Genomic DNA, 13,928 nt, shown 5'->3' with positions numbered 1-13,928 from the left:
AATAACATTCATAAATATAACAAAAGGACTCCTAATTTTCCTAAATGTTGTATTTTTGTCTAAATTTTGTTGAAGCGAAAACGACTGACACCCAATAATGGATAAATATTCCTTTTTAAACGCAGCACACACAGCATACTTTGCTGATTTATACGACCAATACCTAAAAAATCCTGATTCTGTAGAGCCAAGTTGGAGAGCCTTTTTTCAAGGGTACGATTTTGGTAGTGAAAGCTATGGAATGGAAACTGAAATTATTGAAGGTGTTTCTACTCAAATTCCAGAACACGTTCAAAAAGAATTTCAGGTTGTAAAATTGATAGATGGATACAGAAATCGTGGGCACTTATTTACCAAAACTAATCCAGTTCGTGACCGTAGAAAGTATGCGCCAACATTAGATGTTGAAACATTTGGGTTGTCGGAAAGTGATTTAGATACGGTATTTTCAGCGGGAGAAATTATAGGCATTGGAAAAACTACATTACGTAATATCATTGATCATTTAGAACGTATTTACTGTGAATCAATTGGTGTAGAATACATGTATATTAGGAAGCCTGAAGAGATTGAATGGATTCAGAACAAGTTAAACATAAACGACAATCAACCACAATTTTCTTCTGAACAGAAAAAGTATATACTAAAAAAATTAAATGAAGCAGTTTCTTTTGAAAGCTTCCTTCATACGAAGTATGTAGGTCAAAAACGTTTCTCATTAGAAGGTAACGAGTCACTTATTCCTGCGTTAGATTCATTGATTGAAAATGCTGCTGATCATGGTGTAAAAGAATTCGTTATGGGGATGGCGCACCGTGGACGCTTGAGTACATTAACTAATATCTTTGGAAAATCAGCAAAAGATATCTTTAGCGAATTTGATGGAAAAGATTATGAGCAAGAAATCTTTGATGGTGATGTGAAATACCATTTAGGGTGGACCAGTAATCGTGTTACCGATGGTGGAAAAAAAATTAACCTTAATATTGCTCCAAACCCCTCACATTTAGAAACTGTTGGAGCCGTTGTTGAAGGTATAGCAAGAGCAAAACAAGATGAAAAATATAGCGATAATCCTTCTCAGGTTTTACCAATTATTGTTCATGGTGATGCTGCAATATCTGGACAAGGCTTAGTATATGAATTAGTCCAAATGGCAAAGCTAGATGGTTATAGAACCAATGGAACTATTCATATTGTAGTCAATAACCAGATTGGATTTACTACTAATTATCTAGATGGACGATCGAGCACCTATTGTACTGATGTTGGTAAAGTGACTTTATCCCCTGTCATGCACGTTAATGCTGATGATGCAGAAGCCGTAGTGCACGCGATGTTATTTGCACTTCACTTTAGAATGAAATTTAGACGTGATGTTTTTATTGACTTATTAGGCTATAGAAAATATGGTCATAATGAAGGCGATGAACCTCGTTTTACACAACCAAAATTATATAAGGCAATCTCAAAGCATAAAAACCCAAGAGATATCTATGCTGAAAAGCTCATAGCAGAAGGCGTTATCGATAAAGACTATGTCGTTCAATTAGAAAAAGATTATAAAGATAAGCTCGAGGAAAAACTCGAAGATTCTCGAAAAGAAGATAAAACAGTAATTACTCCTTTCATGGAGGATAAATGGGCAGATTTTCAAACAGTGATTGAAGATAAAATGCTCCAAACTGTCGACACCACTTATCCAAAAGCACATTTAGAGAAGATTACTAAGGTGATTTCAACATTACCTGAAGATCAAAATTTCATTCGCAAAATTCAACGTTTAGTTCAATCACGTCAAACAATGTTTGATGAGGATAAACTTGATTGGGCAATGGCTGAGCATTTAGCTTATGGAACTTTATTAGAAGAAGGATACGATGTTCGTATTTCTGGTCAGGATGTCGAGCGTGGAACATTCTCACATCGTCATGCTGTTGTCAAAGTTGAAGATAGTGAAGAGGAAATATTATTACTTAATCAAATTAGTGACAACCAAGGTAAGTTCTACATATATAATTCATTGCTGTCAGAATATGGAGTTGTTGGTTTTGATTATGGCTATGCGATGGCAAGTCCAAATACACTAACCATTTGGGAAGCACAATTTGGTGATTTTAGCAATGGTGCTCAAATCATGTTAGATCAATATATTTCTGCCGCCGAAGACAAATGGAAACTTCAAAACGGATTGGTTATGCTGTTGCCTCATGGATATGAGGGACAAGGAGCAGAGCATTCTTCTGGCCGAATGGAACGTTACTTGCAACTATGTGCCAAAGATAATATGTTTGTTATGGATTGTACAACACCAGCAAACTTCTATCATTTGTTGCGTAAACAGATGAAGACTAAATTTAGAAAACCTTTAATTGTGTTTACTCCAAAGAGTTTATTGCGTCATCCATTGGTCTTGTCTACAGTAGATGAGTTTGCTAATGGGAGTTTTCAAATGGTCATTGATGATGCTTTAGTCAGTGCCAATAAGGTAAAAACATTGGCATTTGTTACTGGAAAGTTTTACTATGATTTGCTAGAGCAAAGAACCGAATTAAAAAGAGATGATGTGGCATTGGTAAGAATAGAACAATTATTCCCATTACCAGAGCGACAAATGAGAGATATCATGGCGAAATATAAGAATGCTGATGATATCGTTTGGGCTCAAGAAGAACCAAGAAACATGGGAGCTTATGGTCATATGTTAATGCATTTTGATGAGGCAAAATCATTTAGAGCAGCAACTCGAAGACCTTATGGCGCTCCGGCAGCTGGTAGTAGTGTGCGTTCTAAAAAACGCCATCAAGAAGTTATTGATTACGTATTTGATAAAACCCAAAATAACCAACGCTAGAATAAGAACATCCATAAAAAAAGGATGTTAAAATAAAAAGATAACCAAAACAAACGCCTAAAATAAAATTACAGAACGATGATTTTAGAAATGAAAGTGCCTTCACCAGGAGAATCAATCACAGAAGTTGAAATTGCAGAATGGTTAGTACAAGACGGAGATTATGTTGAAAAAGACCAAGCAATTGCTGAGGTAGATAGCGACAAAGCAACGTTAGAATTACCAGCAGAGGCCAGTGGAACTATTACACTTAAAGCAGAAGAAGGAGATGCTGTAGATGTAGGTGCTGTTGTGTGTTTAATTGACACGAGTGCTGCAAAACCGGAAGGAGGAGATGCTGCGCCAGCGAAAGAGGAGAAGAAGGATGATGCCCCTAAACAGGTGACTTCAAAACCCGCTGAAGTTGAAGCAAAAACTTATGTAACAGGAACTGCTAGTCCGGCAGCTAAAAAAGTACTAGCTGAAAAAGGTATTGACGCAACTTCGGTTATTGGAACTGGAAAAGATGGACGTATTACAAAGGATGATGCCATCAATGCCGTACCATCAATGGGAACTCCGGCAGGCGGAAGTCGCAGCACATCTCGTAGTAAGATGTCAATGTTACGTCGCAAAGTTGCAGAACGTTTGGTTGAGGCAAAGAATACAACAGCGATGTTAACCACCTTTAATGAGGTTGACATGTCGCCAATTTTCGAATTACGCAAAGCATATAAGGAAGACTTTAAGACAAAGCATGGCGTAAGTCTTGGATTTATGAGTTTTTTCACCTTAGCTGTAGTTCGCGCTTTGAAATTATATCCAGCGGTGAATTCAATGATTGATGGTAAAGAAATGTTGTCATATGATTTCTGCGATATAAGTATCGCTGTTTCAGGACCAAAAGGATTAATGGTGCCCGTTATTAGAAATGCTGAAAATTTAAGCTTTAGAGGTGTGGAGACAGAAGTGAAACGCTTAGCTATTCGTGCTCGTGATGGACAAATAACCGTGGATGAAATGACAGGAGGAACCTTTACCATTTCTAATGGTGGTGTTTTTGGAAGTATGTTATCAACTCCCATAATTAATCCACCGCAAAGCGGAATCTTAGGCATGCATAATATTGTAGAACGTCCAGTCGCTATAAATGGTAAAGTAGAGATTAGACCAATTATGTACGTCGCCTTATCATATGATCATAGAATTATTGATGGGAAAGAATCTGTTGGGTTCTTAGTAGCCATCAAAGAAGCTCTTGAAAACCCAACCGAATTGTTAATGGATAATGATGTAAAGAGAGCTTTGGAAATGTAGTTATAAAGCATATATTGTAAAATACAAAAAAGCGCAATTCAACATTTGGATTGCGCTTTTTTCCCTAATAAAAATAACTAACTAATAACTAAAAAAAATTGACAAGAATATTTATCGATATAATGATAACGGCACTACATATTAAGCCAGCGATAAATATTCGGTTGGTTAGGCTTTGTTGGTTTTTCATCGTTTCCATTTGATATCTTTTAAATTATATGTTTTTTTAATAAAGCTCCGGGTTATAGAGCCCAGAGCCTTATTTACCCTAATTAATTAATAGAGTTACCGCAAGTAAATCCCTCTAATCTTAATAACTCTGATGTAAAATTCGTTATTTAAGTAACATCAAACAATACGTAGTTCTACGTATATTTTGATTTTAAATGTTAAATTTTTATTCTTTTGATAATTTTAGATAAAAAAAAGCTCTAAGCCAAAAGACTTAGAGCTTTATTTCTTTTTTTCACGAAAGGAAATTGATTAATAGCATTACAAACTTAGAGAATAAATTAAGGTGGCACAATACGTAGATCTACGTATTTTTTGATAAGAGCAAAAAACTCTGGATTAAAACTAATCCAGAGTTCATATTCAATTAATTCTCCCTTAAAAGAATATAATAGCTGTTACAAAGATGTCTGTTTATGCAGAAATAATCAATAGGTATATTTACCTGTTTTTAAAATAAAGGATTGCATTTGAGATATTTATATATATTTTGACAAGAATTCTTGATGTTCTTTCGCAAAGAGCACAATGCTATTAGCTTTAGATTCCAGTTTTAGTTTGTGTCTTATATTACTCTTATGTTTTTCGACTGTACGATCTGAAATAAATAAAATAATTGCAATTTCTTTTGCTGTCTTATTTTGAGCTGTGAGCTTAAGAACTTTCATTTCAGCATCGGTAAGAGTGGCAAGTTCCTTAGGGGTTTCTTTAATTTCTAGATACTCAATCAATTCGGCACTAAAATATGATTTCCCTTTTAGAACTGAAGCGATGCAATTTTCGATTTCGGCAATGGCAAATTCTTTCAAAATATAGCCATAGATTCCTAAGTTTTTTGCCTTCTTATAAATGGTTTCACTTTTTTCGAAAGTAATGATGATGATTCTTGTTCTGAACTTTTCAGTATTACATTTCTCAGCGACCTGCAGCCCAGTTAATATTGGCATTTGAATATCTAAAATAGCAATATCAGGTTCATGAGCTTTAATAAGTGTAAAAGCGTCTTTTCCGTTTTTAGCACTCGCAATGACATTGAATTGTTTTTCAATTAAGAAATCATTTAACCCTTTAAGTATTAGGGGGTGATCATCTGCGGTAATTATAGATATAGGCATAGGGCAATGTATCTGAGGGATTCAAGTCTAAAGATAATTAGTTTTTGTGAATGTGCCGCCTTTAAGCGCGTTATTTTAAATACAAGTATTTCTTTTCGTAGTCAATAATTGCTCTAGATTTTTTTAGAATGTCTGCACCAATAATTCCATCGACAGGTTGTGCATTGTGATTCTTTAATGCGGTATTTACATGTGTAAGATTAAATAAAATAAGTGCTACTTTATCTTGTTTCCATTTGCCGATTTTTAATTTGTTTTTTTTTGATAATTGTGTGAGCATATCAGTTGCACCTGCACCAGCAGCTTTTATTTTAGAATCTTTGGCTGTAAGTTTAAAAGTATTTACAGCTTCAAAACCCACGCAAGAACTTGAAGCACCTGTGTCAAGAATGAAAAGTCCTTTAACGCCATTAATTGATGCTTTGACTTCAAAGTGATTGGTCTTAGTCAGTTTTAGTTTCACTTTTGTATAGCCTTTATTTAGTAGATAGTCCTGTAAAGATTCCATAAGCTCATTTTTTCTACAAATATAGTCCTATAAAACAATTATTTTTGCAACATGATAATTACAGATACACATACACATCTTTATAGTGACGCTTTTGATGAAGATCGAAAAGCAATGATAGAGCGCGCCATCGCTCAAGATGTGACACGGTTTTTTATTCCTGCTATTGACTCGTCATATACCAATGCCATGTTAAGTTTAGAGGCTGATTTTCCGGAGCATATGTTTTTAATGATGGGACTACATCCTACATCTGTAAAGGAAAATTTTCAGAGTGAATTGAAACATGTCGAAGACATGCTCGCACAGCGACATTTTTATGCAGTGGGTGAAATAGGTATTGATTTGTATTGGGATACATCGACATTGGAGATGCAGAAAGAGGCGTTTAAGCATCAAATAGAACTGGCAAAACACTATAATTTGCCAATCGTTATTCATTGCCGTGAAGCCTTTGAAGAAATCTTTGAAGTTCTGGAGACAGTTAAAGATGACAAGCTCTTTGGTATCTTTCATTGTTTTACAGGAACCATAGAACAAGCGCGTCGTGCGATAGCATTTAATATGAAACTGGGTATTGGTGGTGTTGCGACTTTTAAAAATGGAAAGATAGATCAGTTTCTTCAGGAAATAGAATTGAAACATATTGTTCTGGAAACAGATGCCCCTTATTTAGCTCCGAAGCCTTATCGAGGCAAACGTAATGAAAGTGCTTATATCATTAAGGTCTTGGAAAAATTAGCCGAAATATATTCGGTTTCCGAAGAAAAAATTGCCGAAATTACAACCGCAAACTCAAAAGATATATTTGGCATATAATGATAACTACTGAGCAACCTAACATATTATTAGTGTATACTGGAGGGACTATAGGAATGATTAAAGATCCTGAAACTGGTGCTCTAAGGTCTTTTGATTTTAATACGATTTTAGAACGCATACCTGAACTCCAGCTATTGGATTGTAATATTGAGACAATATCCTTTGAAGAGCCAATAGATTCGAGCAATATGAATCCGAAGTACTGGATTGACATTGCCGAAATTATCGAGAAACATTACGAAACTTTTGATGGTTTCGTTGTATTGCACGGAAGTGATACTATGAGTTATTCGGCATCAGCACTGAGCTTTATGATTGAAAATTTGGTGAAACCTATTATTTTCACAGGTTCTCAGCTTCCAATAGGTGATCTAAGAACGGATGCTAAAGAAAATTTGATTACCTCAATTCAAATGGCATCTTTACAAAAAGGAGGAAAGCCCGTAATTAAAGAAGTAGGCTTATATTTTGAATATAAATTATACCGCGGAAATAGAACCACAAAAATAAATGCTGAACATTTTGAAGCCTTTGAGTCCTTGAATTATCCGCATTTGGCAGAGTCAGGAGTGCATTTAAAAGTGGAGTATGGTAACTTATACAAACCAAATGCTCGAAAAAAACTAGTGGTTCATAAACAATTTAACACCAATATTCTTCTCATAAAATTATTTCCTGGAATTTGCGCATCTATATTAGAGCCACTTTTTCAAATGGCGAATATTAAAGGGGTAATTCTTGAAACATATGGGGCAGGTAATACAACTACTGACGCATGGTTTATAAGTATGTTGCAAGAAACTATTAAAAGAGGCGTTCCAATAGTTAATGTGACACAATGTTCAGGAGGTAGTGTTCAAATGGGTCAATATGAGACTAGTACGAAATTAAAATCCATTGGTGTGATTTCAGGGAAAGATATTACGACAGAGGCTGCTTTGACAAAAATGATGTATATGCTTGGAGAAGGTGTGACATCAAAAACATTCAAAACTATTTTCGAAACGTCGTTGCGAGGTGAAATGTCTTAAAAAGTTTGTTTAAAGTTTTTTAAAATTGATATGAGTTGTATGTTTGCAAACTCAAAACTAGAGAGGTGGCCGAGTGGTCGAAGGCGCACGCCTGGAAAGTGTGTATACTCCAAAAGGGTATCGAGGGTTCGAATCCCTTCCTCTCTGCGAATACATGAAAACACGCCTATGTATTTGTCGAAGCTAGCTTCAGCAAATACATAGGCGTGTTTTCATAAGCAAACGAAAGTTTGCTGAAAAGATGTATTGCCAGCATAACCATTTGGGAGAGACGACGTCAATCCCAATGAACAAATTTAGCTTCAGCAAATACATAGGCGTGTTTTCATAAGCAAACGAAAGTTTGCTGAAAAGATGTATGGCCAGTATAATTATTTGAGATCTATGGAGGCCAATAACGACAAATTTAGCGAAGTTGTAAATCAATGCAAGACACTCTTAAAAAAATACTGTTAGTATAAGATTCTTATTCTCTTGATTTTCTAAAATCACTTAAAGAACTGAAACATAGCTATTGAGTTCAAAAATATGAATGCCTTTGCTCTAAAACTCATTAAATATTGTTGTTTTTATTGATAGATATTGAAAGTTTTTTTTGTTCCAAAACAAGAAATCCAAAACATTTTAATTAAATTCGTCACGGTAAAAATTCAAATTGAGTTAAACAACGTTAAACCACAGGACTCAATTGGGATTTTTATTTTTTAATTACAATTTTTTTATATCTTTAACACTTTAACTAATAAAAATTAAGAACAAGAACGATGAAAAGACTATTTTCTATCTTAGCCATAGCATGTATCATGGCTTTCGGTACTGTGAATGCAAGTACAAATGCTTACACAGTAGAAGCTGCAACAACAGCAGTTGCAACATCATTTCAAGAAGAACCAGCTGTTGAAGCTGACAAATCTTTCACTCAAGAAGTCAAAGAGCGTTTTATTGAAGGTGGTCCATTTTTTATGGGAATTGTATTGCTGTGTTTAATTCTGGGATTGGCTATTGCTATTGAAAGAATTATCTATTTAAATCTTGCAACAACAAATTCTAAGAAATTAACTCAAAATGTCGAGGATGCACTTAATTCAGGTGGAATTGAAGCTGCTAAGGAAGTTTGTAGAAATACAAAGGGACCTGTTGCTTCTATCTTCTATCAAGGATTAGATAGAGCAGACGATGACCTTGATGCCGCTGAAAAAGCTGTTGTAGCTTATGGTGGTGTTCAAATGGGACAACTAGAGAAGAATGTATCTTGGATTTCATTGTTTATAGCTCTTGCTCCAATGTTAGGTTTCATGGGTACCGTACTTGGTATGATTGATGCCTTTGATAAAATTGAGGCTGCAGGTGATATGAACCCTTCATTAGTAGCGGGAGGTATTAAAGTAGCTTTATTAACAACAGTATTTGGTCTAATTGTTGCTATTATCTTACAGATATTTTACAATTATATTATTTCTAAAATTGATAGCATCGTTAACGATATGGAAGATGCATCAATCTCACTAATGGATTTATTAGTTAGACATAAGAAATAATACACCAATTATTAAATCAGACATCATATGAATATTCAAAAAATAATCAAAATTGTTGCTTTAGTAATAGGTCTAATTGCTGTATTCTTCTTAGTGAATATCATGAGACTTGGAGACGAGGCAATTGAGGCAGATGTAGCAAATCAAGGCGTGCTAGGTAATTTTGCGAACTTGGCCTATGTCGTACTGGCTATTGCAACGATTTCTGCATTAGTATTTAGTTTAATAAACTTAGTTAGCAGTCCAGAGAAGCTTAAAAAGGCATTATTGTCATTAGGCGTATTTGCTCTTGTTTGTGTAGTAGCATGGTTCGCTTCGACAGGAGTAGAAAGAACGCTAAACGACGGTTCAATATTAACTGAAGGTCAATCACAACTGATTGAAGCAGGAATCAAAGCATTTTATATCTTAATCTTCATGGCAGCAGGTTTAATGTTGTTCTTTGGAGTGAAGAAAATGCTAAGTAAATAAATATTAATTATGGCAAAACGATCAGCACCAGAAGTTAATGCAGGATCTATGGCAGATATTGCATTTTTACTTCTCATATTTTTCCTTGTAACTACAACAATCCCTAAAGATTCAGGGATCAACCGTAAGCTTCCTCCTATTGAGGAAAATGACGAAGATGTTGTGATCAAGCAAAAGAATATTTTTACCGTTCTTTTAAATGGTAAAGATCAATTATTAGTTGAAGACGAGCTGATGGAACTCAAAGATTTGAGAGCTGCTGCAATAGAATTTTTAGATAACGGAGGTGACGGTTCTTGTAATTACTGTAACGGTGCAAAAAATCCATCATCATCTGATAATCCTGATAAAGCGATTATATCTTTAAAGAATGAGAGAGAAACTTCTTATTCTGCATATATTTCTGTTCAGAATGAGCTAGTAGCAGCATATAACGATTTGCGTAACCGAAGAGCTTTAGATATAGGTCCAAAAAGGGGATTTCCAGAAATGGATTTCGTCATGATGGAGAAAAACTATAAAGATCCAAAGTTTATCGGTAACACCGTGAAACTGAAAGCGCTTATTGATCAAATCCGTAACGAGTATCCAGAAAAGCTCTCAGAAGTACAATAAATAAAAACACTCAAACAATATGTCTAAGTTTAAAAAGAAAAAAGACAATGCATTACCTGCTGTAAATACAGCATCGTTACCAGATATTGTTTTTATGCTGTTGTTTTTCTTCATGGTTGTTACTGTAATGAGAGAAGACAATTTATTAATTGAAAATAAATTACCACTTGCAGACCAAGTTGAAAAGTTGGATAAGAAAAACCCAATTAGTTACATCTATGCTGGAAAACCGGCAAGAGGTTATGAGAAATTTGGAACGGAAGCAAGATTACAACTCAATGATAAGTTTGCAGAAATCTCTGAAATACAATCTTTTATTAATGCTGAACGACTTGCACTTCGTGAAGAGTTAGTTCCTTATTTAACAGTGTCATTAAAGGTAGATAGAGATGCCAATATGGGCATCGTAGGAGATATCAAACAAGAATTAAGAAAAGCAAATGCTTTAAAAATCAATTATACTACTGGAACAGGTAGCGCAATGGATAATTAAGCACTTTACATTATATTAATAAAAAAGCATCCAATTTCTGGATGCTTTTTTTATTTCATTCACTAAAATATTTTTACGGACTATTGAGTTATATTTGTAACATGAAGCAACTGCTATTTATTATATTGGTTTTGTTTTGTATGCCTTCGATAATTGGTCAAGAAACTGAAAAATTAGGTGTAAAAAAGGATTCCGTTGTTGATTCCAAATATAGGGAAGATCAATTTTATGCTTCAGTGACCTATAATCTCTTAGGGAAAAAACCAAATAATGTGTCGCAGAGTGGGTTTTCTAGTGGATTTCATATAGGATTCATTAGAGATATGCCCATCAATAAACGTCGCAATATAGCCATTGGAATAGGTCTCGGACTCTCTACTAACTCTTATAATCAGAACATTTTAATATCTGAAGAAAACAATACTTTAAATTATGAGCTCATCAATAGTGATGTTACCTTTAGTAAAAATAAGTTCACAACCTATTTGATTGAAATACCCATTGAATTCAGATGGCGAACATCAACGGCCACCGAATATGACTTCTGGCGTATTTATACAGGGATCAAATTGGGATATGTAGTTCATAATTCTTCAAAATTTAGAGGACTTCCAAATGACATCAAGTTATCTAATATTGATAATGTTAATGCCATTCAATATGGACTCACTTTAAGTGCAGGGTATTCTAATGTGAATTTTCACCTCTATTATGCATTGAATTCTATTTTTGATAATGACACTAAATTAACAGACTCAGGAGAAATAGTTGATATGACTGCATTTAAAATAGGACTAATTTTTTACATCCTATAAACTTACATCCAATAGTTTAATAATATAAGTTGCGGCAATAGCCCTACAAAGAAGCCAACAAGTAATTCTATTGGTGAATGCGCTTTAAGATGTAACCGTGATGTTGCAATAGCACCAAGAATGATACACATTAGCGCAATGGTTCCATTGATATTGATTTTAAAATGAATGGCAAGAGCAACGGCAAACATAAAAAATCCAGCAGAAGCAATCATATGTATACTTGCTTTAAATTTTACAATAGCTAAAACAAAACACGTAATTGTAGATATTAAAATACCTATAAAGAAAAAGTAGAGCTCAGTAATTTCGTCAATCGGTAAAACACGAATTAAGATTAAAAGGATTATAAAGGAATTTATAATTAATGGAATTCGACGTTCATGAACAGATTCCAAATGAATAGATTGTACTTTATTGATCGTTTTCAAAAGGTAAAATAATAGAATTGGTAGGATTACAGTAAGAATGGTTACCGAGAACAATTTTGCCTTCATTAAAGGTTCCGGAATAAATCGAGGTGTTTTGGAAAAATAGAATACCACACCTAGCAATGGCATTAACAAGGGGTGAAAAATATAAGATATGCTTTTCAGGATACGGTTCATTAAATTTTCTTACGCAATCGTGCCACAGGAATATCTAACTGCTCACGATATTTTGCAACGGTACGACGTGCAATAGGATAGCCTTTTTCTTTAAGAATCGTAGCTAGTTTTTCGTCGGTAAGCGGTTTTTTCTTATCCTCGTCTTCAATAACTGTTTCTAAAATTTTCTTTATTTCTCTCGTAGACACTTCTTCACCTTGATCGTTGGTCATAGATTCACTAAAGAATTCTTTTATTAATTTTGTGCCATAAGGTGTATCTACATATTTACTATTAGCCACACGAGACACAGTAGACACATCCATGTTAATCTCATCGGCAATATCTTTTAAAATCATTGGTTTCAGCTTGCGCTCGTCCCCTGTAAGGAAGTATTCTTTTTGATACTGCATAATGGCACTCATGGTGACAAAAAGGGTCTGTTGACGCTGTTTAATGGCTTCTATAAACCATTTGGCAGCATCTAACTTTTGTTTGATAAACATCACAGCATCTTTTTGAGACCTACTTTTGTCCTTAGATGCTTTATAGCCTTTCATCATATTGCTATATTCGCGCGATACATGAAGCTCTGGAGCATTTCTGCCATTCAAAGTCAGTTCTAATTCACCATCTACAATTTTAATTGCAAAATCAGGAACCACATGCTCAACCATACGGTTGTTTCCAGCATACGATCCTCCCGGTTTTGGGTTGAGGCGCTCTATTTCTTCTATAGCATCTCTGAGTTGAACTTCAGTAATATCAAATTTTTGGAGAAGCTTTTGGTAATGTTTTTTTGTGAACTGATCAAAAGCCTTATCTATGATATCAATAGCTAATTCAACGTCTGGAGTTTTTTCTTTTCGGTGTAATTGAATACTTAAACACTCTTGGAGATTCCGAGCACCAACACCCGCGGGATCAAGTTGGTGCACTACATGAAGCACTTGCTCAATTTTTTCTTCTGTAGTAAAGACGTTTTGTGTAAAAGCCAGGTCATCTAAGATGTCACTGATTAACCGACGTATGTAGCCGCTCTCATCCACGCTGCCTACCAAGAACTCAGCTATTTCATACTCCTCTTCATCAAGTCTGAAGGTATTTAACTGATTTCTTAAGTGTTGTGTAAATGATGTTCCTGCTGCATAAGGCACACTCTTTTCTTCATCATCTGCACTGTAATTATTGGCTTGCGTACGGTATTCTGGGACGTCATCATCACTAAGATATTCATCAATATTGATATCGTCTGTATTGATAGTTTCATTATCATCATACTCATCTGCAGAGTTGTCAAATTCATCATCATACTTGTCTTCATCAGAAGTTTCCTTTCCCGTATCTAAAGCTGGATTTTCTTCTAACTCTTGTTTGATACGTTGCTCAAAAGCTTGGGTCGGCAACTGAATCAACTTCATGAGCTGGATTTGTTGCGGTGACAACTTTTGTGATAGTTTAAACTGTAAGTATTGTTTTAAAGCCATATAATATTAGCCTAATCGTTTATGCTAATGAATGTTTGTTGTGAATAATAAAATAATTGATATAA

The 13,928-nt window shown here is 34.7% G+C and carries 13 protein-coding genes and 1 tRNA gene; 10 read left to right on the top strand and 4 right to left on the bottom strand.

All coding sequences use genetic code 11. The annotated features are described in order from the left end of the window. The first annotated feature begins 97 nt into the window (after positions 1-97). Positions 98-2,854: a 2-oxoglutarate dehydrogenase E1 component gene (locus tag BLT57_RS01295; RefSeq protein ID WP_091421213.1), complete on the top strand. Its 2,757-nt coding sequence runs from the start codon at positions 98-100 to the stop codon at positions 2,852-2,854. A 78-nt stretch (positions 2,855-2,932) separates the two neighbouring features. Then, positions 2,933-4,150, top strand: a complete 1,218-nt coding sequence (odhB, locus tag BLT57_RS01290) for a 2-oxoglutarate dehydrogenase complex dihydrolipoyllysine-residue succinyltransferase (RefSeq protein ID WP_091421210.1) — start codon at positions 2,933-2,935, stop codon at positions 4,148-4,150. Between the two features lie 710 nt (positions 4,151-4,860). Here the strand turns inward: odhB and BLT57_RS01285 are convergent. Continuing rightward, positions 4,861-5,496, bottom strand: coding sequence for a response regulator transcription factor (locus tag BLT57_RS01285; protein ID WP_091421206.1), 636 nt, complete (start codon positions 5,494-5,496; stop codon positions 4,861-4,863). A gap of 70 nt (positions 5,497-5,566) precedes the next feature. Then, on the bottom strand, positions 5,567-6,004 hold the full coding sequence (locus tag BLT57_RS01280; protein WP_091421203.1) for a retropepsin-like aspartic protease: 438 nt from the start codon (positions 6,002-6,004) through the stop codon (positions 5,567-5,569). A 51-nt stretch (positions 6,005-6,055) separates the two neighbouring features. On the opposite strand from BLT57_RS01280, the gene BLT57_RS01275 reads away from it, so the two are divergent. The 8 genes from BLT57_RS01275 to BLT57_RS01240 all read left to right on the top strand — a co-directional run bounded on the left by BLT57_RS01275 (position 6,056) and on the right by BLT57_RS01240 (position 11,789). Beyond that, positions 6,056-6,823 carry a TatD family hydrolase gene (locus BLT57_RS01275; RefSeq protein ID WP_091421199.1) on the top strand — a complete coding sequence of 256 codons (768 nt, stop codon included), beginning with the start codon at positions 6,056-6,058 and terminating at the stop codon, positions 6,821-6,823. Continuing rightward, positions 6,823-7,857, top strand: a complete 1,035-nt coding sequence (locus BLT57_RS01270) for an asparaginase (RefSeq protein ID WP_091421196.1) — start codon at positions 6,823-6,825, stop codon at positions 7,855-7,857. Before BLT57_RS01275 ends, BLT57_RS01270 begins: the two co-directional genes overlap by 1 nt. A 59-nt stretch (positions 7,858-7,916) precedes the next feature. Next, positions 7,917-8,004: transfer RNA gene (locus BLT57_RS01265), tRNA-Ser, on the top strand. 617 nt (positions 8,005-8,621) lie between these two features. After that, on the top strand, positions 8,622-9,395 hold the full coding sequence (locus BLT57_RS01260) for a MotA/TolQ/ExbB proton channel family protein (RefSeq protein ID WP_091421191.1): 774 nt from the start codon (positions 8,622-8,624) through the stop codon (positions 9,393-9,395). Positions 9,396-9,422: 27 nt separating this feature from the next. After that, on the top strand, positions 9,423-9,866 hold the full coding sequence (locus BLT57_RS01255; RefSeq protein WP_091421187.1) for a hypothetical protein: 444 nt from the start codon (positions 9,423-9,425) through the stop codon (positions 9,864-9,866). 9 nt (positions 9,867-9,875) lie between these two features. Continuing rightward, positions 9,876-10,481 carry a biopolymer transporter ExbD gene (locus BLT57_RS01250; RefSeq protein WP_091421184.1) on the top strand — a complete coding sequence of 202 codons (606 nt, stop codon included), beginning with the start codon at positions 9,876-9,878 and terminating at the stop codon, positions 10,479-10,481. Between the two features lie 19 nt (positions 10,482-10,500). After that, a complete protein-coding gene (locus BLT57_RS01245; protein WP_091421181.1) occupies positions 10,501-10,974 on the top strand; it encodes a biopolymer transporter ExbD in 474 nt (157 codons plus the stop codon). Positions 10,975-11,075: 101 nt separating this feature from the next. Further along, positions 11,076-11,789, top strand: coding sequence for a porin family protein (locus BLT57_RS01240; protein ID WP_091421179.1), 714 nt, complete (start codon positions 11,076-11,078; stop codon positions 11,787-11,789). A 2-nt stretch (positions 11,790-11,791) separates the two neighbouring features. Here the strand turns inward: BLT57_RS01240 and BLT57_RS01235 are convergent, their stop codons facing one another. Together BLT57_RS01235 and rpoN are read right to left on the bottom strand one after the other, a co-directional pair. Continuing rightward, entirely contained in the window at positions 11,792-12,397 is a 606-nt protein-coding gene (locus tag BLT57_RS01235) for a hypothetical protein (protein ID WP_091421177.1), read from the bottom strand. Continuing rightward, positions 12,397-13,863 (bottom strand): RNA polymerase factor sigma-54, encoded by a 1,467-nt coding sequence (rpoN, locus tag BLT57_RS01230; protein WP_091421174.1) that lies wholly within the window; start codon positions 13,861-13,863, stop codon positions 12,397-12,399. Before rpoN ends, BLT57_RS01235 begins: the two co-directional genes overlap by 1 nt. Positions 13,864-13,928 lie beyond the last annotated feature (65 nt).

Origin of the sequence: Formosa sp. Hel1_31_208, assembly GCF_900104785.1 — a bacterium.
GTDB lineage: Bacteria > Bacteroidota > Bacteroidia > Flavobacteriales > Flavobacteriaceae > Psychroserpens.
Note: the sequence above shows the minus strand (reverse complement) of the source record. Positions and strands in the feature narration are given on the sequence as shown.